The organism is Plantibacter elymi (nom. nud.), assembly GCF_900177795.1.
Lineage (GTDB): Bacteria > Actinomycetota > Actinomycetes > Actinomycetales > Microbacteriaceae > Plantibacter > Plantibacter elymi.
Window position 1 is genome coordinate 275026 of sequence record NZ_FXWJ01000001.1, and the last position, 26221, is coordinate 301246.

Here is a 26221-nt window from a genome sequence, read left to right on the forward strand (position 1 = left end):
GCCAGCGTAGGGGAGCCGGATGACGGGGAGCTGTCCCCATGTCGCCGACCGGGCCGCCTGCCTAGAATCGCCCCATGACCTTCGACCTCCGCGACGCCCAGGCCCGGATCCTTGCGCTCAACAGCGAAGACCTCCCCTTCATCTACGACCCGACGCCCGACGGGATCGTCGCGCACTGGCGGTACGCCGACCAGCGCTGGCTCGGCTTCATCGGCGCCGGGATGTTCAGTGCCGAGTACGAGCTGCGGGTCGAGCTGCACCCCGAGGACGGCGAGTGGGAGTTCCACGAGCAGTCGTCCTCCTCGAAGACGACCGTCGGTCTCGGCGGTCTGTCGACCAAGCGCACCTGGCAGTCCGGCCCGCAGAAGTCCTTCTCCTTCGGGCGGAGCGTGGCGCCCATCTCGCAGTCCACCGACCGCGATGGCACGACGACCGGACAGTTCATGGGCTACGAGTTCACGACCGACGAGGTCAAGCGGCCCGTGATCGACGCCCTGACCGCCGCCGGCTGGAAGCCGCGCAAGGGGTTCTTCGGCAAGCTGTTCGGAGGCTGATCAGCCGCGTGCCGGGTCGGCGGGCACTGCACCCGTCGAGTCGCGCACGACCAGTTCCGGGCGGAGCAGGATCGCGTGGGTCGACTCCCGGTCGTCGGTCCGTTCGCGCGTGACCACCTGCTCGACCGCCAGCGCGGCCATCCGTGCGATCGGCTGACGGACGGTCGTCAGCGACGGTGATACGAGATCGGCCAGGGGGATGTCGTCGAAGCCGACGACGGAGACGTCCGTGCCGATGCCGAGTCCGAGATCGCGGATGCCTTTGCAGACCCCGAGGGCCGTCATGTCGTTGATCGCGATGATGGCCGTCGGCGGTGGACCGGCACTGAACAGGTCGTGCACGGCCCGTCGGCCGACCTCGGGCGCCTCGAGCTCGTCGGCATCGGCTGGAAGCCCTGCCCACACCGGCAACTCCGCCGCGTCGAGGCCCGCCGCCTGGACCGCCGCGAGGAAGCCGGCGTGCCGGACGGTCCGGTTCACCGAACGTTGCGACCCGGAGACGAACGCGATCCTGCGGTGACCGAGCCCCGTCAGGTGGGACGTCGCGACGCTGCCGCCGACGTGGTTGTCGATCCCGATGCTCGCGACGAGGGGCGGGTCGCCGGGCTGGACCGGACGGTCGAACAGGATGAGGTTGAGGCCGCGCTCGACGAAGGACGCCAGGTGGTCGAGTGACGGCAGTGAGGTGCAGAGGACGATGTCGCGGACGCCGTTGTCCCACAGCTCCTCGACGTACCCGAGCTCTCGTCCGGGGTCGCGCTCGCTGTTGCCGAGGAGGACGTTGTAGCCGTGGCCGAGTGCGGCCTGCTCGAGCTCGCGGGCGAACGCTCCCCAGAACGGGTTGCTGACCGACGGCACGATGAGGCCGATCGTCTTCGTCTGCCCGGTGCGCAGTTGTCGTGCTGCCCGGTTGGGCCGGTAGTCGAGGGCTCTGATGGCTGCGAAGACCCGGTCTCGGGTCTCGGGCTGCATCCGGTCGGAGCGACTGTTGAGGACGTTCGAGACGGTGCTCGTCGAGACGCCCGCTGCCGCGGCGACCTGTTGGATCGTCACCTTGTCGGCCATGACCGCCCCCTTCGTGGCTCCGCGTCGCCCGGGAACACGGCGTCGGTACCGCTTTCCAGTGTATCGATAAAGCGGTCGCGCCACCAACATCTTGTCGATTCTTCCACTCTATGACTGGCATCGACCAGGACCGCCGATGTGGAGCCGGTTGACGTCACCGGATGTGGTGGTTATGGTCGGTAAATCGATACACAAGATCATCGCCGATCCTGGATACCGATGACGACGACGTCACGGACTCGCGGCATCGTCGCCCCGAATCGATACCCGTGAAGGGAACCAACGCATGACCACCCGGACCATGAGGCCCCGCCACCGGCGGACGACCGGCATCCGCAGGGCCCGCATCGCCACCGGACTGCTCACCGCGAGTGCGCTCGCGCTGGCTCTCGGCGCGTGCTCGACCCCGGCAGCCGAGAAGGACACCGACCCGAACGCCATCAGCGGCGACCTGACGATGCTGACGCCGATCTTCGAGGGCACAGCGGGCCAGAAGCTGCTGGAGGAGGAGCTGCTGCCGCAGTTCACGGAGATGTACCCCGACGTGACCGTGTCCGTCGACTACACGAACTACGCCCGGCTCAACGAGAAGCTGACCACCGGCGTCGTCTCCGGTCTCGTGCCGGACGTCATGATGATGGGCGTCGGATGGATCGAGGCCTTCGCCGATCGCGGGGTGCTCGCCAACCTCACCGACGGAGGCCTCACCGCCGAGTCGCTGGAGCAGACCATGACGCCACAGATCGTCGAGGCCGGGCTCTGGAAGGGCGACGTCTACGGCGTCCCGATCATGCTCGACGCCCGCTTCGGGGTGGCGCGGATGGACCTCCTCCGCGAGGCCGGCTACGACCACACCCCTCGGACCTGGGACGAACTCGTCGAGATGGCCGATGCGCTGACCGAGCGCGACGCCTCGGGCAAGCTGACGCGCACCGGCTTCGACATGTTGACCATCGAACCGCGCCAGATGTTCGAGACGGCCCTGTTCTCGAACGGCGGATCGCTCTTCTCCGACGACAACAGCTCGCCGGCGTTCGACTCCGAGCAGGGTGTGGAGGCACTGCAACGGATCGTCGACCTCTTCCACGACGAGAAGGTGGAGGACACCGGCTTCTCGGCGCCCAATGCGACCGTCAACCCGCTCATCAACGGGCGCGCGGCGATGGCGATCGCACACAACAACGTGTGGACCCAGGCCGAGGCGGCCGACCCGGAGGTGTTGGACGACCTCGAGCCGTTCCTCATCCCCGGTGACTCGCCCAGCATGTTCGTCGGCGGCACGATGGCGGCGGTCTCCGCCACCACGGCCCACGAACGGGCGGCGCAGAAACTCGTCGAGTTCCTGGCGAGCCCCGGCCCGGCGCTGGCGGCCAATCAGCAACGCGGCAACGTGCCGGCGCTCACCGAGCTCCTCGAGAGCGAGTACGTGCAGGACGACCGCCTCGTGCAGTTCGCCATGGAGAACCTGTCGGTCGCCAAGCGTGAGGGTGGGCCCCCCAAGTGGCTCGGTCTCCGCGGCGACGTCGCCCCGGCGATCGAGAACGCGATCCTCCGCAAGAAGACGGCGAAGGCGGCACTCACCGACCTCGCCGCGACCTTCCAGAAGAAGTTGGACCGGTGATCATGACCGCGACGCGCACCCCCGACGTCCCCAGGACGCTCGACCCTCGGCAACCTCCACCCATCCCGCGGCGGGCCGCCAGCAAGCGTGCGGCACGGAAGAGCGGCCTGTTCGGCTGGCTCATGGTCGCCCCGGCCGTGTTCCACATCGGCCTCTGGACCGCGATCCCCGTCCTCGCGACGATCGCCCTGAGCTTCACCGACTACGACATCTTCGACGCACCCGCGTGGATCGGTCTCGACAACTACGTGGAGATCTTCCAGGACCCGGTGTTCGGTCAGGCCACGTGGAACACGATTGTCTACACCTTCTGGACCGTGCCCGCCTCGATGGCGATCGCCATGGTCATCGCCGTCGCGCTCAACCAGAACCTGCGACTGCGCACCTGGTTCCGGACCGCGTTCTTCCTCCCGCAGGTGACGGCGACGGTCGCCATCGCGATGGTCTGGCTGTGGATCTTCAACCCGCAGCAGGGTCTCCTGAACGGGATCCTCTCGGTGGTCGGGATCCCGGGTCAGGCCTGGCTGGCCGACCCGGAGTGGGCGCTCCCCTCGGTCATCCTCGTCGGAGCGTGGCAGGGCATCGGCATCAAGATGCTCATCTACATCGCGGCGCTGCAGAACGTCGACCCCTCGCTCTACGAGGCCGCCGCGGTCGACGGTGCCGGCCCGATCCGCAAGTTCTTCGCGATCACCGTGCCGATGCTGAAGCCCGCCACCTTCTTCGTGCTCATCATCTCGATCATCGGAGCGTTCCAAGTGTTCGACCAGATCTACGTCCTGACCGACGGCGGACCCGCGAACTCCACGACGATGATGACCTACGAGGTCTACCGCTCCGCGTTCCAGAACTTCGAGATGGGGATGGCGTCGGCGCAGTCGGTGCTGCTGTTCCTGATGCTCCTCGTGATGACCGTCATCGGCCGACGCGCGACGAAGGGTGACGAGGGATGACCGCCGAACCGCTCACGACGAGGTCGCTCGTCACCGGAGCCCACGAGGACTTCCCGACGAAGCCCGCCGGGCGTCGTCGGAACCGCCGGTGGATCGGACGCGTCGTCCTCAACCTCGCCCTCACGCTCGGTGCGCTCACGATGGTCGTGCCGTTCATCTGGATGATCGCGACGTCGCTGAAGTCCCCGGCCGAGCTCGCCGAGTTCCCGCCGACGTTCCTGCCCAAGGTGTGGGAGTGGAGCAACTATCCGGAGGCGCTCCAGGCGGCGCCGTTCGCGACGTACTTCCGGAACAGCTTCATCATCTCGGCGTCGCACACGATCATCACGCTGATCTTCGCCGCGATGGCCGGCTACTCGCTGGCCAGGATCCGCTTCCGCGGCAGGGAGCTCGTGTTCCTCGGGTTTGTCGCGATGCTCATGATCCCGACCTACACGAAGATCGTGCCGCAGTTCCTGCTCGTGAAGTTCATGCCCCTGTTCGGTGGGAACGACATCCTCGGGCAGGGCGGATCCGGGTGGCTCAACACCTGGTGGGCGCTCATCATCCCCGGCGGCCTGAGCGCGACCGCGATCTTCCTGTTCCGCCAGTTCTACCTCTCCCTCCCGACGGAGCTCGCGGAGGCCGCAAGGATCGACGGACTCAGCGAGTTCCGCATCTTCTCCCGGATCTACACGCCCCTCATCAAGCCGGCGATCGCGACGGTCGCGCTCCTGACCTTCCAGGAGAGCTGGAACAACTTCCTCTGGCCGCTCCTCGTCACCACGAGGGACGACCTCAGGGTGATCCAGGTCGGGCTCGCGGTGTTCCAACAGCTCGACGGGACGCAGTGGCAATACCTGATGGCCGGCACCACGATGGCGACCATCCCGATGGTCCTCCTCTTCCTGTTCTGCCAGAAGTACTTCATCCAGGGGTTCACGAACGCCGGCATCAAGTAGCCGGCGACCCCGCCCACCGCTCATTCCGAGCGGACCGAACACCAGCAAAGGAATCACCATGCAGATCGACCTCACCGGCCGCCGCGCCCTCGTCACCGGCGGAGGCGCCGGCATCGGAGCCGCGATCGCCCGAGCACTCGGCGCGAGCGGAGCGGACGTCGCCGTGCACTACGCGTCGAGCGCGGAAGGCGCAGCCGCGGTCGTCGACGAGCTCACCGCCGCGGGTCGGACGGCCGTCGCGGTCCAGGGCGACCTGACCGACTCCGCCCAGGCGGACGCCGTGGTGCAGCAGGCGACCGAGGCGCTCGGGGGCCTCGACATCCTCGTCAACAACGCCGGCCACCTCGTCGGGCGGGCGACGGTCGCCGAGATGACCGACGAGCACTGGCACCAGGTCCTCGACGTGAACCTCACGAGCAGCTTCGCCGTCACGCGGGCCGCGCTCCCCGCCCTCACCGCCTCCGGTGCCGGACGCGTGATCCTCATGTCGTCCCTCGCCAGCGAGAACGGAGGCGGGGCGGGATCGGTGCCCTACGCGGCAGCGAAGGCCGGTGTTATCGGGTTCACCCGGGCGCTCGCGAAGGAGATCGCACCCGCCGGCGTGACGGTGAATGCGGTCGCCCCCGGCTTCATCGGCGACACGGCGTTCCACAACACCTTCACGCCGACGAAGGCGCAGGAAGGGATCGTCGCGGGCATCCCGCTCGGGCGCGCCGGCACGGTGGACGACGTGGCCGGCGTCGCCTTGTTCCTCGCCTCCGAACTGTCGTCGTTCGTGACCGGCCAGGTCGTCGACATCAACGGAGGGGCCAACTTCCGATGACCACCGTCACCCGGGCGCGCGGCGGCTGGTGGCACGACTTCGTCTGCCCCACCCACGGCACCGAGCTGCTCGAGGCACGTGGCGACGCCTTCGTCTGCACCTACGGCTGCGAACTGCACGGGGAGCCGTACGCCTCGGCGTGGCTGGTGCTCGAGCATCAGGCCGCGGCTCGACTCGCGCGGACGGCGGCGCGCCGGTTCCGTCGACACGGCGACCCGGCCGACCAGGCACAGGCCCTCGCCATCGTGCGCGAGTTCGCCGACTACTCCGCCGAGATCACGGCCGAGTGGAACCGCGACAGCGAGAGCTGGATGCTGCAGGGCAAGCTCTTCAAGCAGGCGCTGACCGAGGCGATCTGGGCCACGCAGATCGCCGACGCGGTCGTCGTACTCGCCGACGACGAGGCGGCCCGGGAGGCGATGGGCGCACCCGTCGCGACGATGCTCGAGGCCCTCGTGGAGACGATCGTCGAGTCCCGTCGGGTCCTCGTCGTCGAGCGCGACGACCTCACGAGCAACTACGTCGCCTGGCTCGACGCGGCCGGTGGCCTGGCCACCCTGGCGCTCGCCGCATTGGGCGGAGTCGCGCCGCACGGCGATCAGGCGCGCTGGATCTCGCAGGCGGTCGAACACTCGGCCGTCGCCATCGGCCAGGACGGCTGGGAGTGGGAGGGGTCCACCTACTACCACCTGTTCGTGCTCCGCGCCTATCTCCTCACCCTCGCCGGAGCCGACCCGGCAGCGCTCGATCGCGCCCTCGTCCAACGGTTGCGACGGATGGTCGACGTGCTCGTCGGCTTCGCCGGACCGGACGGACGTCTGCCGATGCTGCACGACGGCCCCTACGATCGACTCGGCGTCCACCTCGAAGTGGTGGAGATCTGCGTCCTCGCCGGACAGCTCTGGGATCGGACCGGCCTCGACGCGGTCGAGGCCTGGGCTCGGCGTCGTATCGGCGAGCGTCACGACGGACTCGAGGACCTCCTCGACGGCTGGTTCTCCGGGGCACCGCTCGCCGCGCCAGGTGACGCACCCGGCCGTGGCTCGGTACTGTTCGCCGACGTCGGGTACGCGGTCGTGCGCTCCGAGGCGAGCTCCCTGCAGGCGGTGCTCGACGCCGGACCGCACGGCGGCTCGCACGGGCACCTCGACACCCTCGCCCTGTACCTCTACGGCGACGGGGTCGCCTGGCAGCCCGCTCCCGGTGTCCCGCCGTACGGCAGCGCCTTGCGACGCGACTACTACGCCCGGACGACGGCGCACCCGACCGTCCGGGCGGACGACGCCGATCAGCTCGAGAGTTCGGCGCGCGTGGAGCGCTGGGAGGTCGACCCCGCGGCCGACACGACGCTCGTCCACGCCTCCTCCAGTGAGGCGATCGACGGCGTCCGACTGGACCGGCGGGTCGAGTCCACCGGAGGGATCCTCATCGACGTGCTCTGTGCAGCGACCGCCGACGGCTCGGTCCGGACCTTCACTTCCGCCCTCCGACCCGCAGTGCCGTTCGAGGTCCTCCAGCACGGTGACGGGTGGCGCACCGGCTGGTCCGGCCCGTCCGGGCGGCGGCTGCACGGCCACCATGTCGCGGACGTCGCGTCCGTCCTCGTGGACGCCCCGGGCAGAGGGCCGTCGGACGATCCGACCGTCCCCTTGGCCGTCGGCGACTGGACGGCGACGGCCGCGCGGGTCACGTTCGTGTCGGTCTTCGCCGAGGCGGAGGTGTCGCCGATCACGTCGATCCGTCTCGATGGGGGACGCCTGGTCCTCGGCCTGTCCGATGGACGGACCCTCGAACGGGAGCTGCTGCCGTGATCCCGGCACTGCTCCTCGACGTGCGGGAGGACCTCCTCCGCGCCGAGCTCAACGGCGTGCGGCGTCGCGAGTTCCGTCGCCTGCTCGACGAATGCGAACGCCTCCGTGGGATCGAGCTCCCGACGGAGCACCCGCTGGCCTCGATCACGTACTTCGGCCCCGCCGCGGCGAACCTCGCGCTCGCCCACCGGCTGACCGGGCAGCCGCACTACCTCGACGAGCTGCGACGCTGGCTCGCGCCACCACTGGCCTTCGAGCACTGGGGTCGCGCGCACCTGCCGGACCACGACCTCGATGCCGGGTGGCTGCTCCACGGACTGTCGCTGGCCCTCGCCTGGGCGGGTGACGCGCTGGACGAGGGGGAGCGGACCCGGCTCCGGGACCGCCTGATCCTGCAGGGCACCCGCCTGTTCGACTTCGCCGTCGAGACCGAGGGTGACTGGTGGTCGTCGTCGTACTGGCAGAACCACAACTGGATCTGCTTCACCGGTCTCGCAACCGCCGGGTACGTCCTGGCCGACGAGCACCCCGGCGCGCTGGCCTGGACCGAGCGCGCGAAGGCGAACTTCGACGAGGTCCTCGACCTCCTGCCGACCGACGGCTCGAACCATGAGGGCGTCGTGTACTGGCGCTACGGCGAGCCGTGGTTGGTGAGCTATCTCGACGTGCTGCGTGCCGCCGAGGGCGTCGACTGGTTCCCGCGGAGCGAACATCTTCGGGAGACCTTCTGGTTCCGCCTCCACCAGGCCGCTCCGGACCTCGAGCGCATCGTCGACCACGGTGACTGCCACGACCATCGCAGCGGACACTCGATCGCGCTGTACCGGAAGCTGGCCGCCGAGTACCGGATCCCGCAGGCCCAGTGGTTGGCCGATCGTGTGTCGACCGACCTCCTCTGGCGGGAGGCGTCGCAGAGCGGTGTGCGCCCGGGGGTCCTGCCCGAGGCCTATCAGGAGATGCTCTGGTTCGACCCCACGGTCGAGGCGATCGGTCCTGAGGAGCTCCCGACGGCCAGGTACTTCCCCGATCTCGGCCTCGTGGCCGGCCGGACGTCGTGGGACGCGGATGCGACGCTGGTCTCGGTCAAGGCGTCGCCGGGCGGCGGTTGGCGGGCGTGGCGGGAGTCGCACCGTCACCGACGCGAACGAGGCTGGACGACGCTCAACACCGGTCATCATCACCCCGACGCCGGCGCGTTCGTCCTGCTCGGTGGCGGCGAGTACCTCGCGATCGACGAGGGTTACTCCTCCCGCAAGCGGACGGAGCACCACAACGGTGTGCTCGTCGACGGTGTCGGGTACGGGCGCGAAGGACACTACGACGTCCACGCCGGCCTCGCCGAGGACCGCGTCGGCGAGATGCTCGAGGTCACGCTCGCCGAGGACTGGGTGCACACGGTCAGCGAGATCGGCGCCCTGTACGCGCCGGAACTCGGCGTCCGCAGGCTCCGGCGTCACCTCGTGCGGACGCCGAGCGGCGCGCTCGTCCTCGTCGACGACCTCGAGGCGGACACCGCCCGCTCCTGGACCTGGTTGCTGCAGACGACGCACCCCGCAGCGCTGCTGGGCGACGGGCGGCGGTTCGCACCCGCCGGCGCTGCCGGCCTCCTCGTGACCTCGCTCGACGACGTCGATTCGGTCGACCTCGTCCACCCGACGGCGGTCCAAGCCAACCCGACCTCATCGACACCGGGGCTCGAGATCGAACGGGTGCAGCACACGCTGCGCCGGACCTCGTCCCCGTCGCACTCGGCGCGGTTCGTGTCCGTGCTCCAACCCGTGCGATTCGGTGAGCCCGTTCCGTCGGCCGCGACGATGGCCGAGTGCCACGAGGGACTGATGATCACGATCCCCGGGCTCACGGACGCGGAACAGGTGGTCGTGCGGGTCGATGGAGCGCGACCAGGTCATGACGGGATGGACGCGGTCGGTAACGGCTTCGCAGGACGGAGGCTGCGAGGATGAGCGGCATGGCAGTCAAGCGCACCGGCTGGGAAGGTCGTCTGCTGGGTGTGCTCGTCCACCCGATGAACGTCGCGGCGGCAGGTCTGGCCGCTGCGGTGCTGTCGCTCGGTGTCGTGACCGCCGTTCCCGCGGTCATCGCGGCGAGCCGCTCGATGCGACGCTGGCTGGACGGCGAGGAACACGCGGTCTTCACCGGCGTCTTCCGGGAGTTCGCGGCCACCTGGCGACGCTCGCTGCCGCTCGGCGTCGGGGTCGTCGTCGTCATGGCGATGCTCGTCGTCGACGTATCGTTCCTGACCGCGCAGCTCGAACAGGGATCGGCGATCGCGATCGCCCTGCTCGCCGCGACCGCGCCGGTGGCACTCGCCCTCGGACTCCTCCTGCTCGCCCTTCCGGCGTCGGCGGCGCTGCAACCGGACGCCTCGGCCCGGGCATGGCTGGTCGGGGCCGGGGCACTCGTCGCCCGTCGGCCGTTCACGGCCCTGCTGCTCCTCGTCGGTGAGGCGACGTTCGCCCTGCTCTGCTACCTGTTCCCGACGCTCCTGCCGTTCTTCGGTGCCTCGCTCCCGGCGTACCTCGCACTCCTCGTCTGGCGGCGGGCCGGCCTGCAGCGCTGAGTCGCCCGGAACTGCACGGAAATCGCTGAATTCCGTGCAGATTCGGGCGACTCACGCACGCACCACGACCGCCGCTAGGCTTTCAGGAACCTCGCCGCCGACCGGACGGATGGACCTGTGCTCGTCACCATCACCTCGACCGCGCCCTCGGCCGCCGACCTGGGGCACCTCGTCCGCAAGCATCCCGCGCGGGCGCAGAGCTTCGACCTCAGCGTCGGGCGCGCTCACGTGTTCTACCCGGAGGCGACCGACGAGCGGTGCACCATCGCCCTGCTGCTCGAGGTCGACGCGATCGCGCTCGTCCGTCAGAAGCGCTTCGGCGGCGGTGACAGCGCCTCGCTCTCGCAGTACGTGAACGACCGACCGTACGCGTCCTCGTCGATGGTCGCCGTCGCGATCGGGCAGGTGTTCCGTAGCGCCATGACCGGCCGCAGCGAATCCCACCCGGAGCTCGCCGCGGCAGCGCTCCCGCTGACGATCACCGTCGCCGCGGTGCCGTCGCGAGGCCTGGAGCAGCTGGCGACCCGACTCTTCAGCCCGCTCGGCTGGACCGTCGTCGAACGGGCGATCCCGCTCGACCCGACGGTCCCCGCGTGGGGCGACTCGCGATACGTCGACCTCGAGCTGACCGGTGACCTCCGCCTCGCGGACGCGCTCCGCCAGCTCTACGTGCTGCTGCCCGTGCTCGACGACGCCAAGCACTACTGGGTCTCCGACGACGAGGTCGGCAAACTCCTGCGCGCCGGCGAGGGGTGGCTGGCGGACCACCCCGACCGGGACCTGATCACCAAGCGGTATCTCGCGCACCAGTCGCGGATGGTCACCGATGCGCAGTCGCAGCTCGACCCGGAGGCGCGGACTGCCGGTGCCGACGAGGACGATGCGGCAACCGCGTCACAGACGAAGCGTGCCCCGGCGCTCGCCGGCCTGCGCGCCGAGGCGGTCGTGCAGGCGCTCGCCGACGTGCGTGCGCGTTCGGTCGCCGACGTCGGGTGCGGCGAGGGCTCCCTCCTCACGCGATTGCTGGCGGATCCTCTGGTCACCTCGGTGATCGGGACCGACGTCTCCGCACGCGCGCTCGCATCCGCGTCGCAGCGGCTCGGGCTCCGCGACGCGAGCGATCGCGTCCGAGAGCGTGTCCAGCTGCTGCAGTCCTCGGCGACCTACGCGGACACCCGGCTGCGCGGACTCGACGCGATCGTGCTCATGGAGGTCGTCGAGCACATCGACGCCGAGCGCCTCGATGCACTCGAGGCTTCGATCTTCGGTGCTGCGGCTCCCGAAGCCGTGATCGTCACGACGCCGAACCGCGAATACAACGCGTTGTATCCCTCGTTGCCGGCGGGCTCGTTCCGGCACCCGGACCACCGCTTCGAGTGGGACCGTCAGGAGTTCGCGACCTGGTGCACCGCTGCGGCCGAGCGGTATGGCTACGGCGTCGAGCACCGCACGGTCGGCGACGTCGACCCGCAGCACGGCTCGCCGACGCAGCTCGCCATCTTCCGGAAGGCCATCTCATGAGCGACCTCGAGCAGACCCCCGCCGCCCTGCCGATCCCCGAACTGTCGCTCGTGGTCCTCATCGGCGTGAGCGGGTCCGGCAAGTCGACCTTCGCCGCCACGCAATTCGGCCGGTTCGAGACCCTGTCGAGCGACTTCTTCCGAGGGCTCGTCTCCAACGACGAGAACAACCAGGCCGCCAGCGCTGACGCCTTCGCCGCACTCCGCGATGTGGCCGCGCGCCGCCTGGACGCCGGGCTCCTCACAGTCATCGACGCGACCAACGTCCAGCCGGCCTCGCGCAAGTCGCTCATCGATCTGGCACGCAACCACGACGTCCTCCCCGTCGCCGTGGTGCTCGACGTCCCTGAGCGCGTCTGCATCGAGCGCAACGAGGTCCGCGAGGACCGCTCGTTCGGCGCGGCCGTCATCAAGCGCCAGCAGGACCAACTGCGCCGGTCGATGCGGCACCTGAGCAAAGAGGGCTTCCGGAAGGTCCACGTCCTCTCCGGGGTCGAGGCGATCGCGCAGGCGTCGTTCGTCCGTGAGCCGCTGCTCAACGACCGCCGTCAGGAGCGCGGTCCCTTCGACGCGATCGGCGACGTGCACGGGTGCCGGAGCGAGCTCGAGACGCTGCTCACGAAGCTCGGTTACGTGATCGAGCGCGACGTGGAGGGTCGACCGATCGACGCCGCGCACCCCGAGGGACGCCGCGCGATCTTCCTCGGCGACCTCGTCGACCGCGGGCCGGACACGCCTGGCGTGCTGCGGCTGGCGATGGGGATGGTCGGCGCGGGGCACGCGTTGGCCGTGCCCGGCAACCACGAGTCGAAGCTCGTCCGCGCGCTGCAGGGCAAGCGGGTGCAGACCAGTCATGGGCTCGCCGAGTCGCTCGCGCAACTGGCCGAGGAACCGGAGGAGTTCCGTGCCGAGGTCGAGCGGTTCTGTCGCGAGCTCGTCGCGCACCTCGTCCTCGACGACGGGAAGCTCGTGGTCGCACACGCCGGCCTGATCGAGCAGTATCACGGACGCGCGTCCGGTCGAGTGCGGTCGTTCGCGCTGTACGGCGACACCACGGGGGAGACCGACGAGTACGGCCTGCCCGTGCGACTGCCCTGGGCGGAGGACTACCGGGGCAAGGCGACCGTCCTGTACGGCCACGTGCCGACCGTCGACGCCGAGTGGGTCAACAACACGATGTGCCTCGACACCGGCTGCGTCTTCGGCGGCAAGCTGAGTGCCCTGCGGTGGCCGGAGCGCGAGGTCGTCGACGTCCCGGCCGAGCAGGTCTGGTACGAACCCGTCGTGCCGCTCGGCCGCCCGACCGGTCCGGCCGGCGAGCAGCGGGATCCCGGGCTGCTGCGCATCGACGACGTCCTCGGCAAGCAGGTCGTCGAAACCCGCGTCTCGGGCCGGGTCGGCATCCGCGAGGACGCGGCGGCCGGCGCACTCGAGGTCATGAGCCGGTTCGCGATCGACCCGCGGCGCCTGGTCTACCTGCCGCCGACGATGAGTCCGCCGAGCACCTCGCAGCGGAAGGACCTCCTGGAGCATCCCGCTGAGGCGTTCGAGGCGTATCGCCGGGAGGGGCTCGATCGGGTGGTCTGCCAGGAGAAGCACATGGGCTCGCGAGCCGTCGTGCTGCTCACGCGTGATCCGGCACCCTTCGGTGCGCCCGCGGGGTGGCGAGGCGCCGTCCACACCCGCACCGGTCGGCCGTTCTTCGACGAGGAGACGACGCAGACGCTCCTGACCCGGCTCGACGCCGCCGCGGAGCGCGCCGGTCTCTGGGAGGAACTCGACGCTTCCTGGCTGCTCGTCGACAGCGAGCTGCTGCCGTGGTCGGTGAAGGCGGAGAGCTTGATCCGCGACCAGTACGCCTCGGTCGGAGCTGCCGCGACTGCTGCACTCCCGGCGGCCGTGCACGTGCTGGAGCAGGCGGCGGCGACGGGTGTCGACGTCTCGGACCTGCTCGAGCGGACGCGTCGACGGGCCGAGGCCGCCGACGCCTACGTTGCGGCCTACCGCCCGTACACCGCGCCCTCGAACGGTCTGGAGGGCGTGCAGATCGCTCCGTTCCAGCTCCTCGCCTCGACCGGGGCGAGTCACCTGGGCCGCGACCACGCCTGGCATCTCGCGGTCGCGGACCGTCTGGCGGACGCCGACCCGGAGCTCATCCGCCGGACCCGCTCGATCGAGGTCGACCTCACCTCGGCGGCCTCCGAGGACGCCGCGACCGCGTGGTGGGAGGAGCTGACCGGTGCGGGTGGTGAGGGCATGGTGGTGAAGCCTGTGGCCGGTCTCGTCCGCGGTGCGAAGTCGCTCGCGCAGCCCGGCATCAAGGTGCGCGGGCCCGAGTACCTGCGCATCATCTACGGCCCCGACTACACGGAGCCGCACAACCTCGAGCGCCTGCGCGATCGGGACATCGGCCACAAGCGGTCGATGGCGTTGCGCGAGTACGCGCTCGGCGTCGAGGCGGTCGAACGGTTCGTCGCCGGTGAACCGACCTGGCGGGTGCACCAGGCCGTCTTCGGCGTGCTCGCCATGGAGTCCGAGCCGATCGACCCGCGCCTCTAGCGTCGGCCCTGGCGGGTCGTCAGCGGAGGACGGAACTCAGCAGGAGACTCGTCTCGCTGTTGACGACGCCCTCGATGCGTCGGATCCCGCCGAGCACGCGGTCGAAGTCGGTCAGTGTCTCGGTGCGGAGTTCCGCGACGAGGTCCCAACCGCCGTTCGTGGTGTGGAGCGCGCTGATCTCCGGGAAGCCGCGGAGCTGGCGGATGACGTGGTCGGTGGTGCGACCCTCGACCTCAATGAACGCGATCGCGCGGATGGTGCCGGGGTCGAGTTCGTCGCGCACCCGGACGGAGAACCCCACCACCGTGCCGGAGGAGATGAGTCGCTCCAGGCGACTGTTCACCGTCGCCCGGGCGACGTCGAGCGACCGGGCCAGGCTCGCGACCGACGCACGGCCGTCGGCTCGGAGCGCAGCCAACAGCCTCCGGTCCAGATCGTCCAGCGCAGCCATGCACACAATGTACAACGCAGTTACTCACATTGTGCATAACCTGTGCACAAATCGCGCATCTCTGGAATAGAAAGTGCAGATCGTCGAAACCTAGGCTCGAAGCAACCGCGAGTGGTCTGCTCCGGTCGGCTCCGAGCCCGAACTCGTCTGGAAGGGAACGTCATGACGCGTTTCGTCGATGTCCGCAACATGGTCCGCTGGACGGCCGACCGACGTCCTGAGCGCATCATCGCCGGCATGATCGGCTACCTCGAGGCCGACTTCCGCCGCTGGCCGTCGTTCGACAAGAGCCCGCGCGTCGCGAGCCACACGCCCTTCGGCGTCATCGAGCTCATGCCGACGAGCGACCACGAGACGTACGCCTTCAAGTACGTGAACGGCCACCCCTCCAATCCGGCCCGGGGCTACCAGACGGTCACGGCCTTCGGCGTCCTCGCCGACGTGCACAACGGCTATCCCACCTTCCTCGCCGAGATGACGCTCCTCACGGCCCTCCGGACCGCCGCGACGTCGGGCATGGTCGCGAAGCACCTCGCCCGCCCCGACTCGAGCGTCCACGCCCTCATCGGCGCCGGCAGCCAGGCCGAGTTCCAGGCCCTCGGCATGCGGGCCGCCCTCGGGATCAACACGGTCCGGATCTGGGACGTCGACCCGCTCGCGATGGACAAGTTCGCGCGCAACCTGGAGCCGCTCGGGTTCGAGGTCGTCATCGGGACGAGTGCCGCGGACGCCGTGGCGGGGGCGGACGTCGTCACGACTTGCACGGCCGACAAGGCGCTCGCGACCGTGCTCACGAACGACCTGGTCGAGCCCGGCATGCACCTGAACGCCATCGGTGGCGACTGCCCCGGCAAGACGGAGCTCGAGGCGTCGATCCTCGATCGCGCCGACGTCTTCGTCGAGTTCCCGCCGCAGACCCGCATCGAGGGCGAGATCCAGCAGATGGCTCCCGACTTCCCGGTGATCGAGTTCTGGCAGGTCCTCACGGGCGCCGTCCCCGGCCGCAGCTCGCGGGAGCAGATCACGCTCTTCGACTCCGTCGGTTTCGCGATCGAGGACTTCACCGCGCTGCGCTTCCTCCGCGACTCCGTCGACGGCAGCGAGTACTTCGAGGAGATCGACCTCGTCGCCGCCCCCGACGACCCGAAGGACCTCTTCGGACTCGTCGGCGCGCTCTCTCCCGTCGGCTGAGTCCGACATGTCCGTGCAGGCGCCGTCGGCCGTGGTGCTCATCCGGCCGCACCGGTTCACGCCGAACCCGCTGACCGCAGCCGACAACGTCTTCCAGGTCGCGGACGGCGTCCCGTCGGCGTCCGTGGCCGGGGTGGCTCACGCGGCGTTCGATGAGGTCACCGCCGTGGCCCAGGCGCTCGACGCCGCCGGGGTGCGCGTGCACCTCTTCGACGATGAGGACCCGGACCGCCCGGACAGCGTCTTCCCCAACAACTGGCTGTCCACGCATGCGGGCGGGCACCTCGCGGTCTACCCGATGTACGCGGTGAACCGCCGACGCGAGCGCCGGTGGGACATCGTCGAGATGCTGAAGCGCGAGTACCGCGTGCAGGACGTCATCGACTACTCGGGGCTGGAGCTCGACGACGTGTTCCTCGAGGGCACCGGTGCGATGGTGCTCGACCACGCGGCCCGGGTGGCGTTCGTCGCGCGATCCCACCGGGCCGACCCGATCGCCCTCGAGCGGTTCTGCACCAACTTCGGCTACGAGCCGCTCGTCTTCGACGCGGTCGACCCGCACGGGGTCCCGATCTACCACACCAACGTCATGATGGGCGTGGCGACCGAGTTCGCGCTCGTCGGCCTCGACCTGATCGCCTCGCCGGCGCGGCGCGATCAGGTGATCGAGCGGCTCACTGGCCATGGGCGGACGATCATCGACCTCGACTACGGACAGGTCTGCGACTTCGCCGGCAACGCGATCGAGCTGCGATCGGCGACGGGGGAGCGCCTCCTTGCGATCTCGAGTCGCGCCGTCCAGAGCCTGCGGGCGGATCAGTTGGCGGTCATCGAGCGCAGCTGCCGGATCCTGCCACTGGACGTGCCGACCATCGAGCTCGCCGGGGGTTCCGTCCGCTGCATGATCGCCGGGATCCATCTCGACCGGCGGCCGGCGGTTGCCGCATCCAAGGCGGCACCGACCCCTCAGCTCGCCCGCTCCTGATTCCACTGATCGGTGATCCGATTAACGCAAATCCATCCGTCCGACGCGATGGCTGAGCGCTCCAGGCCTGCGACGATGGCTGTCCGCGTGCGCATGGGTTAGATTGACGTCGATCAGCTGATCGACGTGGAATCCGGCCGACGTCCTCTCTGACCGAGCTGGAGAGAGTGGGCGATCGTGCCGCTGTTGGAACATGAAGCCTCTCGACGCGGCCGATTCCGGGTGTTCGCCCGCGCACAGCTCCCGTTCGCGATCGCCTTCGGCATCGTCGCGATCCTCGTCGCGATCGTCCTGCCCGAGCGGTTCTTCACGGTCGCCGTCCTCTCGGGCACCGCTCTCGCGGCGATCAGCACCCTCCTCGCAGCTGTCCTGCCGTGGGAACGCTGGCCGACGCACGCGATGGCCGCCATCGCCGTCCTCGACCTCCTCGCCGTCGCGAGCATCCGGCTCGAGCTCATCAGCGTGACTCCGGGCGCGAGCCTGCTCTGCATCTTCCCCGTGCTGTGGTTGGCGTTCGGGTTCACCCCGCGGATGATCATCCTGGCCGTGGCGGGGACCCTGTTCATCAGCAGCGCTCCCTATGTCCTCCGGGCTCGCACGCCGGAGACCGCCGTGGACTGGCTCAACGTCGCGCTGCTCCCCATGCTCACCATCGGTATCGCCGTCGCCGTGAACATCGGAGCCCGCCAACTGCGACGGAGCCGGCATGCCATCCAGGAGCAGGCCGCGCAGCTCGAACGCTCGCTCGCCAGGGCGCTCGACGCGGAGGCGCTCGCCGAGTCGATCCTCGAGACGGTGGACGCGGGCGTCGCCTTCTACACCGCTGACGGCACCCTGGGCGTGGCGAACGCGCATGCTGCGGACATGGTCGCCGCCGTCGGGTTCCGGCTGGACACCCCGCCGTACGCCGGGGAACACGTCTTGCAAGCCGATCGTCGGACACCCATCCCGTTCGACGAGCAGATCATCCCCAGGGCGCTGCGGGGCGAGCTGCTCTCGAATCATCTCGAATGGGTGGGGGAGGCCGGGCAACAGCGTGCGATCCTCGCCAGCTCCGCGCGGGTCATGCGCAACGGGGACATGCACCTGGGAACGGTCATCGTCGCGCACGACGTCACCGAACTCGCCAACGCGATCAACGTCCGTGAGGCGTTCCTCACGACGGTGTCGCACGAGCTGCGCACGCCGCTCACCTCCATCCACGGCTACCTCGAACTGATCATGGACAACGCCGAGGTCGACGCCCCCGGTCTGCTCCCGGCGCTGCGGGTCGTCCAGCGCAACGCGGTCGAGCTGGAGCGGCGGGTGCAGGAGCTGTTGACCGCATCCGACTCGACGGTCCAGGTCAAGCCGAGCCGTATCGACCTCACGGACGTCGCCGCGCGTGCGATCGAGACGGCGACCGCGGGAGTCTCCGGTCCGGTCGTCCGACTGCACGCCGACGCGGCGGCGGTCGTCTCTGCGGATCCCGAGCAGGTCCTCCGTGCGATCACCGAGCTCGTCGCCAACGCCGTGAAGTTCACGCCGGCCGATGGGACGGTCGACGTGGTCGTGGAGCCGGGCGCCGGGCACGCCCAGGTGGCCGTCAGCGACACGGGTGTCGGGATGAGCGCCGACGAACTCCGTCAGGCCTTCGACAAGTTCTTCCGGGCGGACTACGCCCGGGACCAGGCGGTGCAGGGTGTGGGGCTCGGCCTGCCGGCTGCGCGGGCGATCGCCGACGCGCATGGCGGTTCCGTGACCCTGCGGAGCACCCCTGCTACGGCCGGCGCCCCCGGTACGACCGTTGCGACCCTCGTCCTGCCGCAGGAGCCGTCGGTCATCCCGTCACGATGACGCGGACGTTCGCGCCGTCAGTCTGCTGACGGCTCGCCGAGGAGCGCCGACCGTGCCGCATCGAGGCCGGTGACCTCGGCGGTCCAGTCGGGTCGCACGAACTCGTCACGGTGCAGTCGGAGGCCCTGCGACTCGACGAGCTCGCCTGGCCGCCCGATGAAGCGTTGGAGGCCGTTGTCCCGATAGCCGAGTCGACGCGAGACGCCGAGCGATGCGCCGTTCCAGACGGCCGCGTCCGACACCGCGACCTGCGCGTCGAGGTGGTCGAAGGCGAACTGGAGCATGCCCGCCCGCATCTCGACGCCGAGGCCCTTCCCCTGCTGCGCCTGCGTCAACCAGGAACCGCTCCCGATCGTCCGGGTGACGGCGAAGTCGCGGGCGCCGATGTCCTGCAGACCGATCGGCGTCCCGTCCAGGAGGATCGCGAGGTTGAGCGTCCAGGACGACGGCGTCGCTCCCGCGCGCTGGGTCCAGAGGTGCCGTGCGGTCTCGCGGATGAGTTGTTCGCGCGGCTGGTCGGTCCACGGCGTGGAGAACGGCATGACGGCGGGATCGTGGACGCCGGCGAGGGCGGCCTCGATCAATCCGGGGAGGTCCTCGTCGCGCACGAGGCGCAGGACGAGTCTCGGCGTGCGGATCTCCAGGCCGAAGAGCGGCCAGACGTCGGTGAGGCTGAGCATCGTGCCACGGTATCGCCTCGGGCTGTAGCCGGTCGAGGCCGCCCTGTCGAGCCGGGGGTGTAGCGGGCGGCTTCCGTGACACACTCGACGCGCCGCGGGATCGCGGCCCGGTTCGACGATGAGAAGGGCTCCACGATGAAGTACACGCACCTCGGCCGCACGGGGACGACGGTCTCCCGGATCGTGCTCGGCACCATGAACTTCGGCGACCGGACCAGCGAGGAGGACTCGTTCGCGATCATGGACCGGGCGTTCGACCTCGGCGTCAACTTCTTCGACACGGCGAACGCGTATGGCGGCAGCGCCGGTCGGGGCGCGACGGAGGAGATCATCGGCCGGTGGTTCGCAGCCCGCCCCGGCGTCCGTGACGACATCGTCCTGGCGACGAAGGTCCACTCGCCCATGGTCGCCCCGAACGACGACGGCTCGGACGTCGTGAACGCGCGTGGCGCGTCGGCCTGGCAGGTCCGTCGTGAGGCGATCGCCTCCCTGGAACGGCTGCAGACGGATCGGATCGACCTGTACCAGTTCCACCACATCGACCGGCACATCTCCTGGCAGGAGCTGTGGCAGGCGATGGAGGTGCTCGTCGCTCGCGGCGAGGTGGTCTACACGGGCAGCTCGAACTTCGCGGCGTGGAACATCGCGCAGGCGAACGAGGTCGCAGCTCAGCGACACTTCCTCGGCCTCGTCAGCGAGCAGTCGCTCTACAACCTCGCGCAGCGCTCGATCGAACTCGAGGTCATCCCCGCCGCGCAGCACTACGGGCTCGGCATCCTGCCGTGGTCGCCGCTGTCCGGTGGTCTGCTGAGCGGTGGTTCCTCCGACAAGGGCGCTCGGTCGGGCGAGTCTCGCATCACCGAGGCCCGAGCCAAGCAGCAGGACCAGCTCGAGGCCTACGACCGCTTCGCGGCCGAGCGTGGCTGGACCTCGGCGTCCCTCGGTCTCGCGTGGCTCCTGCACCAGCCCGGCGTCACCGGCCCGATCATCGGACCGCGCACGATCGAGCAGCTGGAGTCCGCCGTCGCAGCAGTCGACATCGAACTGAGCGCCGACGACCTCACCGCCCTCGACGAGCTCTTCCCCGGCCCCGGTGGCCAGGCCCCGGAGGCCTACGCCTGGTAGGCGTGTGCGATGCGGCGGACCGCCTCGGTGATGGCGGTCGGCCCGGCGTTCAGTTCGAGGATCCGTCGGCTGATGTTCGGCTCGAGGATGAGTGCCTCGAGGACCGCAGCCACGTCTTCGCGCGTGATCTCGTCGTGGAGCTCGGCGGGCCCCAGGGTGACCGTTCCCCGGGCCGGGTCATCGGTCAGCAGTGACGGGCGGAGGATGACCCAGTCGATCGGCTCGCGGGTGAGCGCGACCTCCGCCCGCTTCTTGACGGCGAAGTAATGTTCTTCGTCGTCGCTCAGTTGCCGTTCGCGCCAAGCCTCCGGCATGACGGACAGCAGTATGAGGCGCTTCCCCGGTGACGCAGTGACCGCTTCCGACACGCGCTGGAGCGCCGCGTCGTCGATATCGTCCGTCACGCTCTGGGGTCCGGCGTTCGACCCTGCCGCGAAGACGATGACGTCCCAGTCCGAGATCATCGCCGTGATCTCCTCCGTGGTGGCGACCCCGAGCTCGCCGGTGACGGTCGTCACTCCATTGGCCTCGAGGGCGGGAGCCGGCAACGACGACCTCGTGAGGCCTGAGACGACGACACCTCTGGCGCGGAGCCGGGTCGCCAGGAGGCGACCGACTCTGCCCGTGATCCCGAAGATGAACACGCGCGTGGTGGGTGCGGCTGAATCGTCGTGGGATGCGTTCTCGGTCGCGGCGGTGGTGTCTCGTGACGTCATGGGTGATCCTCTCGATCTCTTACGTACCAATAGTAACTTACCAATAGTAGGTAGAATTGGGGGATGGACACCACCGCGGATGACAGCTTCAGCTCTGGGCCGAGACGTCGCCTCTCGTGGGACGCGCGCCACGCGCAGTTGCTCGATGCGTTCCGCGACCTCATCCGCACGCATGACCTCGCGGACGTCACGCTGGCGCGGGTGGCTGCGCACGCCGGCGTGACGAAGCCCGTGGCGTACGACCACTTCGGTGATCTGTCGGGCTTGCTGTCCGAGGCCTACCGGGCCTTCGAGTCGCATCAGCGAGACGCCCTGGTCCGCGCCCTCGAGGGCGCCCCCCGGGACCTCGCTGCTGTAGCGGACCTGGTCGCCGAGGCCTACATCGAATGCTGGGTCGCTGAGGGGATGGAGCTCGCGGCCGTCGTGGCCGCTCTCCAGGGTTCGACGACCTTGAGCGGCCTGCGGTCGGAGGCGGAGCTGGCGTATCTCGAGATCTGCCGCGAGGCGCTGGAGCCCTGGACCGGCGCAATCGACCCGGCACCGTTGAGCGCCATCGTCGGCGCCGGGGACGCCCTCGCCAGAAGTGTCCTGTCCGGGGCCCTCTCGACAGCTCAGGCCTGCGCGACCCTCGCCGTGGTGGTTCGGGCCGTCGCGTCGGCCTCGGCCGTTCCCGATGCGATTGGGGAGCTCGGCACCTGAGCCGCGGCTTGCTCAGCGTGGGCCGCCCCCCGCTATGGTTGCTCCATGGCTCGCGCACCCTGGAATCGACCCGGCGAATCTCCACAGACGCGGCGGCTTCGCATCGCGATGTTCTGGACCGCTGTCGTCCTCGTCGTGGCATTCGTCGCCATCCTCGTGTACTTCGTCGTGCGATCGGCTGAAATCGCCGGTCTGTAAAGGCGGCTCGATGCGACAACGGCCTCTTCGCTGTCGCGACCCTCGGGCGCCGTCCCGGGGACGGGGTCGGTCACCGACCCTTGGGGAAGCCGATCGGGCGCAGCTCGGGTGCCAGGTTCTCCCACTGCCAGGCGCGCTCAGCTTCCTGAGCGGGCTGACCGTCTCTGCCGAGGCCCACGGCTTTCGCGGCGTAGGTCGCCGCGTGCGGAGCGTGGTCGAACATGTGGGCTACCGCGCATGCCTGACCGGCTGCGCGAGCAGCGGCGACGGCGGCGAATGCTCCTGTTTCGGTCGCGTCGCGTGCGGCCGCATGTGCTGCGAACGCAGCGGTGCGGCACGCCGTCATCGGAAGCTCGCCGCGCTCCCAGGCGCGGAGCGCCGCGATCGCTGCACGTGGTCGATCGTCACCGGGGCGCTGTTGTTCGAAGATCGGTAGAGCTCGTTCCGCGCAGTTCGCCGCCCACAGCGCGATCGCGTGATGGATCGCCGGCTCAGGGTTTGCCCACTTCGGTTTCGTCTCTTCGCTCACTCCCCGATCGTCTCAGCGATCGAGCGGAGAAAGATCGGCCCGACGCAGCTTGTGTCCGGGAGGCGTCCGCGTACGTATTGGAAGTGGCTCGGAAGCGATGGCGGTCTCGACTGGTCGCGCGCCACCCAGGATTGATCTGGGAGTTCGCGTGTCACGAAGGATCAGGTCGGCACGGTATGGAAACAGGTGGAAGGCCGGACAGTCTCGCTGCGGGTGGTCAGAACCCGAACGTGAGGACCGCTGATCTGCGCCCCTCGCGCAGGGCGTCCATTGCAAGTCGCTCGTGAGCGGGCAGGTTGACCGGCAGATCGTCGAGGCGAAACCACGACAGTTCTGCGCACTTGGCCGGTTCTCGGATCAGTGGTTCGCCACCCCAGACGTCGCAGACGAAGAACCAGTCGACGCGCTGTTCCATCGGGTTCGCTGTGCCATCGGTGCGCTGCATGACAGCCACGGCCGATAGTGCCTCGGGTGCCACCTGAACGCCGAGTTCTTCCCTCGCCTCGCGGATTGCGGCAGACGCCGCAGTTTCACCAAGCTCTACATGACCGGCGGCACCCGCTGACCAACAATCGTCCATGTAGCCGGTGTTCTGCCGTCGTTGCAGCAGGACCGATTGATCGCGGCACAGGAAGACATACGACGCGGGAACAACGGAGAAATGGCTCATGGTCGTCAAACCCTATGCCGCTTACGGCAGGGAGAGGAGCGCGTCACAGCGCTCGATGACGCTGCGGTGGTGGGTCGCCAGGATGACGAGCGCGCCATCGTCGGCCAGCTCGCGGAGGGTGTCGAGGACCAACGCGGCGTTGGTCGTGTCGAGTGCGCTCGTCGGCTCGTCGGCGAGGATCAGCGCGGGACGTTTGACGATGAGGCGAGCGAGCGCTACCCGCTGCTGCTCGCCGCCACTGAGCGTGTGGATCTTCGCGTCATGACGGCCGGCCAGTCCGACACGCTCGAGTGCCTCCCGTCGAGCCAGCCGGACTCGCTCCTTTCCGGCTGCGACGAACCGCGCCGCCACCGCGATGTTCTGATCGGCGGTCCAGGTCTCGACCAGTCCGTAGTTCTGGAACAGGAAACCGATCCGATGCCGGTAGAGCTGTCGCCGACGTTCCTCTTGTGGCTTCGTGACGTCGTTCCCATCGATGATGAGCTCCCCACCTGAGACCGTGTCGAGCAGGCCGAGGCAGTTCAGGAGCGTCGTCTTGCCTGATCCGCTCGGACCGGAGAGCGCGATGAGGCCGGGATGATCGAGGGTGAAGCTCAGGCCAGACCAGATGGGGCGGCCGTCGATGGTCTTGCGGATGTCGTGCGCGTCGATCGAGATGGCTGCCGGCGCTGGACCTCGGCGTGGCCGGCTGCGGGTGGTCGTCATGATGTCCTGTTCAGTAGCGTTTGATGAGATCGCCTCGGAGGCGGTGTTCGGCCAAGCGGACCAGTCCGAGGACCAGGATGCACTCGACCGCCAGGATGACGGCTGCCCACGGGAGGGCATGGGGAGTCGTCGTGATGACGCCGGCACACAGGAGCAGTGCGGTCCCGCCGAGCGATGAGATGAGAAATGTCCGGTGCGAGGCGAGGAACGACCAGCCGTTGGTGAATCTGGTGAAGATCGCCTGGCTCTGGCCCTGACAGTATGCCGACGCCAGGACTGTCGCCGAGAAGGCGAGCACCAGAACCGTGAACGCGATCGAGAGCTGTAACCCGCGGATCGCGGACTGGAGGGTCTGGAGGGCGTCGATCGCGAAGTCGGCGGCAGTGTCCAATGACGCGAGCCTGGCAGTGATCCCGAGACGATCGAGCAGGTCCAGGGTGGTCTGATCGTCGCTGACGAGTACGCCACCCGATGACGCGTTTGAGAGGTAGAAGTCCGACGAGAGCACCTCCGATGCCGCCGGGATGACCGCGACGACCGGGTCCGCCTGAGCTGGTTGAGCCAGATCCTGGCTGTAGTTGAAGATGCGCTGACCGTCGCGCACTCGGATGACCTCGATAGTGATCGGGTGCGGGTCGAGGCCCGCGAGCGACATCTGGAACGCCGCCTCGTCTTCGTATGTTTCGACGATGTCCGGTATTCGCTCGGTCAGCCGCTCGGGGATCAGCAGGGTGAGATGATCGGCCTCTTCCGCGACGGGTGCGACCCGAGTGCCGTCCTCGGAGATGATGGCCTGTCGGCGGAGGAACTCGTTGTTCACGACGATCCGATTGCCGTCGGCTCCGTAGTCATCGGTGCGGACGACGGAAGGATGGACGGCGAGCAACAGCTGACCCGATCCATCGAGTGTCTGGACGACTTCGCGGAAGAGCTCCTCGAGTGCTTTCCACTCCAGCTCTGATGACATCGGAGTGAATCTGAGGGTGAGCAGGTCGGTCGACGCTCGCCAATGGTCCAATTCCGCCGCCGATGCTGCCGCGACCGATACCTGTGAGCTCGCGCTCGTGAACGCGGTGAGCAGACTCCACATGGTCACGCTCTGGATCATCGCCGCGGCGACGGCGAGGTAGAGCACCGGACGCTTCCCCGCGATGAGGGAGGCGAGAGGCTCGTTCGGGAGGAGCAGCAGTGTCAGTAGAGCCACTCCCGAGATGATGAGGAAGACGACGAGCACGATCGGGACAGTGAAGGTGACGAACCCTCCGAGCTGGGCCCAGCCGTTGATGAAACCGAGCGCGACAACGCCCAGAAGAGCGAACACGATCAGGGCTTGGCCGAAGACCACTGCGATCCCTCGCAGCTCAGCCAGCACGAACTGGGCTTCGCTCCACCCGTTGACGAGCGCGACGGCTCTGCGCTTCTGTGCCTGGGAGGAATGGAACACGAGCGCCAAGCCGACGGCGAGGAGGGTGGCCATCCCGATCGTCGCGACCGCCGGTTGCTTCGCGATCGTCCCCATGACGTAGGCCTGGGGGCTGCGAGACTCCGTCTGGGCGAGGTACCCGAGAGACTCGAGGGACGAGACAATGCGCGCGCCTTGGCGAGCCGAACCGTCGATGAGGTACAACCCGCGCAGGTCCGACGTTCCTCCATCACCGATCGGCCTCACGATGGTGCGGATCGCGCTGCTGAACGGCCGGTATCCCGCGGCTGCCTCGTCGAATGTCAGGACGATCCGTGAGTGGTCGATGTCCTCGGGATCCGCCACGACCTTCACGATCGACACACCCTCCGCCTCCGCAGCCTTGCGGACTGCGGAGATCGCGTCGAGGCGCGTCGCCTGCGCAGGGATGCTTTGCACGACCACAGCCGTGGAAGCGCCGTCGAAGGTGACCTCATCGACGCCTTGGAACGCCAAGTAGCAGGCACCCAGGGTCAGCAGGACGGTGCAGCACAAGGCGAGGCGAGCGAGGAGAGCCATTGTTCACCTTTCGGAGGAGGGCTCTGC

General features: G+C 68.9%; 24 protein-coding genes. 16 read left to right on the forward strand and 8 right to left on the reverse strand.

The features are described 5' to 3' along the window. The first annotated feature begins 74 nt into the window (after positions 1 to 74). On the forward strand, positions 75 to 554 hold the full coding sequence (locus CCK91_RS01345; RefSeq protein ID WP_086472527.1) for a hypothetical protein: 480 nt from the start codon (positions 75 to 77) through the stop codon (positions 552 to 554). Here CCK91_RS01345 and CCK91_RS01350 read toward each other — a convergent pair whose 3' ends face one another. Then, positions 555 to 1619 (reverse strand): LacI family DNA-binding transcriptional regulator, encoded by a 1065-nt coding sequence (locus CCK91_RS01350; protein WP_086472528.1) that lies wholly within the window; start codon positions 1617 to 1619, stop codon positions 555 to 557. A 286-nt stretch (positions 1620 to 1905) separates the two neighbouring features. Between CCK91_RS01350 and CCK91_RS01355 the strand changes: the two genes are divergently transcribed. From CCK91_RS01355 to CCK91_RS01395, 9 genes are all read left to right on the forward strand, one after another. Beyond that, positions 1906 to 3240 carry an extracellular solute-binding protein gene (locus CCK91_RS01355; RefSeq protein ID WP_086472529.1) on the forward strand — a complete coding sequence of 445 codons (1335 nt, stop codon included), beginning with the start codon at positions 1906 to 1908 and terminating at the stop codon, positions 3238 to 3240. Positions 3241 to 3242: 2 nt separating this feature from the next. After that, positions 3243 to 4193 (forward strand): carbohydrate ABC transporter permease, encoded by a 951-nt coding sequence (locus tag CCK91_RS01360; RefSeq protein ID WP_079706135.1) that lies wholly within the window; start codon positions 3243 to 3245, stop codon positions 4191 to 4193. Next, entirely contained in the window at positions 4190 to 5134 is a 945-nt protein-coding gene (locus CCK91_RS01365) for a carbohydrate ABC transporter permease (RefSeq protein ID WP_086472530.1), read from the forward strand. Before CCK91_RS01360 ends, CCK91_RS01365 begins: the two co-directional genes overlap by 4 nt. Before the next feature lie 58 nt (positions 5135 to 5192). Continuing rightward, positions 5193 to 5957 (forward strand): SDR family oxidoreductase, encoded by a 765-nt coding sequence (locus tag CCK91_RS01370; protein WP_086472531.1) that lies wholly within the window; start codon positions 5193 to 5195, stop codon positions 5955 to 5957. Continuing rightward, positions 5954 to 7768, forward strand: a complete 1815-nt coding sequence (locus CCK91_RS01375) for a heparinase II/III domain-containing protein (RefSeq protein ID WP_086472532.1) — start codon at positions 5954 to 5956, stop codon at positions 7766 to 7768. The genes CCK91_RS01370 and CCK91_RS01375 overlap by 4 nt, the downstream gene beginning before the upstream one ends. Further along, positions 7765 to 9732 carry a heparinase II/III domain-containing protein gene (locus CCK91_RS01380; protein WP_086472533.1) on the forward strand — a complete coding sequence of 656 codons (1968 nt, stop codon included), beginning with the start codon at positions 7765 to 7767 and terminating at the stop codon, positions 9730 to 9732. The genes CCK91_RS01375 and CCK91_RS01380 overlap by 4 nt, the downstream gene beginning before the upstream one ends. A gap of 5 nt (positions 9733 to 9737) precedes the next feature. Further along, positions 9738 to 10349, forward strand: coding sequence for a DUF624 domain-containing protein (locus CCK91_RS01385; protein WP_165766957.1), 612 nt, complete (start codon positions 9738 to 9740; stop codon positions 10347 to 10349). Positions 10350 to 10466: 117 nt separating this feature from the next. Then, on the forward strand, positions 10467 to 11870 hold the full coding sequence (locus CCK91_RS01390; RefSeq protein WP_086472535.1) for a 3' terminal RNA ribose 2'-O-methyltransferase Hen1: 1404 nt from the start codon (positions 10467 to 10469) through the stop codon (positions 11868 to 11870). Next, positions 11867 to 14428, forward strand: coding sequence for a polynucleotide kinase-phosphatase (locus CCK91_RS01395; RefSeq protein ID WP_086472536.1), 2562 nt, complete (start codon positions 11867 to 11869; stop codon positions 14426 to 14428). The genes CCK91_RS01390 and CCK91_RS01395 overlap by 4 nt, the downstream gene beginning before the upstream one ends. 19 nt (positions 14429 to 14447) lie before the next feature. Here CCK91_RS01395 and CCK91_RS01400 read toward each other — a convergent pair whose 3' ends face one another. Continuing rightward, entirely contained in the window at positions 14448 to 14879 is a 432-nt protein-coding gene (locus CCK91_RS01400) for an Lrp/AsnC family transcriptional regulator (RefSeq protein WP_064293981.1), read from the reverse strand. Positions 14880 to 15041: 162 nt separating this feature from the next. Here CCK91_RS01400 and CCK91_RS01405 point away from each other — a divergent pair, with 162 nt between their 5' ends. The 3 genes from CCK91_RS01405 to CCK91_RS01415 all read left to right on the forward strand — a co-directional run bounded on the left by CCK91_RS01405 (position 15042) and on the right by CCK91_RS01415 (position 18891). After that, positions 15042 to 16070: an ornithine cyclodeaminase gene (locus tag CCK91_RS01405; protein WP_086472537.1), complete on the forward strand. Its 1029-nt coding sequence runs from the start codon at positions 15042 to 15044 to the stop codon at positions 16068 to 16070. 7 nt (positions 16071 to 16077) lie between these two features. Beyond that, positions 16078 to 17055: a citrulline utilization hydrolase CtlX gene (ctlX, locus tag CCK91_RS01410; RefSeq protein ID WP_086472538.1), complete on the forward strand. Its 978-nt coding sequence runs from the start codon at positions 16078 to 16080 to the stop codon at positions 17053 to 17055. Positions 17056 to 17241: 186 nt separating this feature from the next. Next, positions 17242 to 18891 (forward strand): sensor histidine kinase, encoded by a 1650-nt coding sequence (locus CCK91_RS01415; protein ID WP_133059906.1) that lies wholly within the window; start codon positions 17242 to 17244, stop codon positions 18889 to 18891. A gap of 17 nt (positions 18892 to 18908) precedes the next feature. Here CCK91_RS01415 and CCK91_RS01420 read toward each other — a convergent pair whose 3' ends face one another. Beyond that, on the reverse strand, positions 18909 to 19571 hold the full coding sequence (locus CCK91_RS01420) for a GNAT family N-acetyltransferase (RefSeq protein ID WP_086472540.1): 663 nt from the start codon (positions 19569 to 19571) through the stop codon (positions 18909 to 18911). Positions 19572 to 19706: 135 nt separating this feature from the next. On the opposite strand from CCK91_RS01420, the gene CCK91_RS01425 reads away from it, so the two are divergent. After that, positions 19707 to 20696 (forward strand): aldo/keto reductase, encoded by a 990-nt coding sequence (locus tag CCK91_RS01425; RefSeq protein ID WP_086473114.1) that lies wholly within the window; start codon positions 19707 to 19709, stop codon positions 20694 to 20696. Here the strand turns inward: CCK91_RS01425 and CCK91_RS01430 are convergent. Continuing rightward, entirely contained in the window at positions 20684 to 21412 is a 729-nt protein-coding gene (locus tag CCK91_RS01430) for an NAD(P)H-binding protein (RefSeq protein WP_086472541.1), read from the reverse strand. The two genes, CCK91_RS01425 and CCK91_RS01430, sit on opposite strands and share 13 nt — an antisense overlap. Positions 21413 to 21475: 63 nt before the next feature. Between CCK91_RS01430 and CCK91_RS01435 the strand changes: the two genes are divergently transcribed. Continuing rightward, the gene (locus CCK91_RS01435; RefSeq protein ID WP_086472542.1) at positions 21476 to 22111 is read left to right on the forward strand and encodes a TetR/AcrR family transcriptional regulator; all 636 of its coding nucleotides are present in this window, start codon (positions 21476 to 21478) and stop codon (positions 22109 to 22111) included. Between the two features lie 45 nt (positions 22112 to 22156). Next, positions 22157 to 22309: a hypothetical protein gene (locus tag CCK91_RS19540; RefSeq protein ID WP_165766958.1), complete on the forward strand. Its 153-nt coding sequence runs from the start codon at positions 22157 to 22159 to the stop codon at positions 22307 to 22309. Positions 22310 to 22379: 70 nt separating this feature from the next. On the opposite strand, the gene CCK91_RS01440 is transcribed toward CCK91_RS19540, so the two are convergent. The 4 genes from CCK91_RS01440 to CCK91_RS01455 form a co-directional block, all read right to left on the reverse strand. Continuing rightward, complete coding sequence (locus tag CCK91_RS01440) at positions 22380 to 22838, reverse strand: putative immunity protein (protein WP_086472543.1); 459 nt, start codon at positions 22836 to 22838, stop codon at positions 22380 to 22382. A gap of 217 nt (positions 22839 to 23055) precedes the next feature. Beyond that, positions 23056 to 23508 carry an NUDIX hydrolase gene (locus CCK91_RS01445; RefSeq protein WP_086472544.1) on the reverse strand — a complete coding sequence of 151 codons (453 nt, stop codon included), beginning with the start codon at positions 23506 to 23508 and terminating at the stop codon, positions 23056 to 23058. Between the two features lie 21 nt (positions 23509 to 23529). Continuing rightward, the gene (locus CCK91_RS01450; RefSeq protein WP_086472545.1) at positions 23530 to 24213 is read right to left on the reverse strand and encodes an ABC transporter ATP-binding protein; all 684 of its coding nucleotides are present in this window, start codon (positions 24211 to 24213) and stop codon (positions 23530 to 23532) included. Between the two features lie 10 nt (positions 24214 to 24223). Then, positions 24224 to 26194 carry a hypothetical protein gene (locus CCK91_RS01455; RefSeq protein WP_086472546.1) on the reverse strand — a complete coding sequence of 657 codons (1971 nt, stop codon included), beginning with the start codon at positions 26192 to 26194 and terminating at the stop codon, positions 24224 to 24226. Between the last annotated feature and the right edge of the window lie 27 nt (positions 26195 to 26221).

Coding starts and splice junctions, on each gene's coding strand:
- CCK91_RS01435 (WP_086472542.1), top strand. CDS start 21,476: ATGGACACCACCGCGGATGACAGCTTCAGCTCTGGGCCGAGACGTCGC.
- CCK91_RS01405 (WP_086472537.1), top strand. CDS start 15,042: ATGACGCGTTTCGTCGATGTCCGCAACATGGTCCGCTGGACGGCCGAC.
- CCK91_RS01445 (WP_086472544.1), bottom strand. CDS start 23,508: ATGAGCCATTTCTCCGTTGTTCCCGCGTCGTATGTCTTCCTGTGCCGC.
- CCK91_RS01420 (WP_086472540.1), bottom strand. CDS start 19,571: ATGCTCAGCCTCACCGACGTCTGGCCGCTCTTCGGCCTGGAGATCCGC.
- CCK91_RS01360 (WP_079706135.1), top strand. CDS start 3,243: ATGACCGCGACGCGCACCCCCGACGTCCCCAGGACGCTCGACCCTCGG.
- CCK91_RS01365 (WP_086472530.1), top strand. CDS start 4,190: ATGACCGCCGAACCGCTCACGACGAGGTCGCTCGTCACCGGAGCCCAC.
- CCK91_RS01350 (WP_086472528.1), bottom strand. CDS start 1,619: ATGGCCGACAAGGTGACGATCCAACAGGTCGCCGCGGCAGCGGGCGTC.
- CCK91_RS01425 (WP_086473114.1), top strand. CDS start 19,707: ATGAAGTACACGCACCTCGGCCGCACGGGGACGACGGTCTCCCGGATC.
- CCK91_RS01345 (WP_086472527.1), top strand. CDS start 75: ATGACCTTCGACCTCCGCGACGCCCAGGCCCGGATCCTTGCGCTCAAC.
- CCK91_RS01375 (WP_086472532.1), top strand. CDS start 5,954: ATGACCACCGTCACCCGGGCGCGCGGCGGCTGGTGGCACGACTTCGTC.
- CCK91_RS01355 (WP_086472529.1), top strand. CDS start 1,906: ATGACCACCCGGACCATGAGGCCCCGCCACCGGCGGACGACCGGCATC.
- CCK91_RS01370 (WP_086472531.1), top strand. CDS start 5,193: ATGCAGATCGACCTCACCGGCCGCCGCGCCCTCGTCACCGGCGGAGGC.
- CCK91_RS01450 (WP_086472545.1), bottom strand. CDS start 24,213: ATGACGACCACCCGCAGCCGGCCACGCCGAGGTCCAGCGCCGGCAGCC.
- CCK91_RS01455 (WP_086472546.1), bottom strand. CDS start 26,194: ATGGCTCTCCTCGCTCGCCTCGCCTTGTGCTGCACCGTCCTGCTGACC.
- ctlX (WP_086472538.1), top strand. CDS start 16,078: ATGTCCGTGCAGGCGCCGTCGGCCGTGGTGCTCATCCGGCCGCACCGG.
- CCK91_RS01395 (WP_086472536.1), top strand. CDS start 11,867: ATGAGCGACCTCGAGCAGACCCCCGCCGCCCTGCCGATCCCCGAACTG.
- CCK91_RS01400 (WP_064293981.1), bottom strand. CDS start 14,879: ATGGCTGCGCTGGACGATCTGGACCGGAGGCTGTTGGCTGCGCTCCGA.
- CCK91_RS01385 (WP_165766957.1), top strand. CDS start 9,738: ATGGCAGTCAAGCGCACCGGCTGGGAAGGTCGTCTGCTGGGTGTGCTC.
- CCK91_RS01430 (WP_086472541.1), bottom strand. CDS start 21,412: ATGACGTCACGAGACACCACCGCCGCGACCGAGAACGCATCCCACGAC.
- CCK91_RS19540 (WP_165766958.1), top strand. CDS start 22,157: ATGGCTCGCGCACCCTGGAATCGACCCGGCGAATCTCCACAGACGCGG.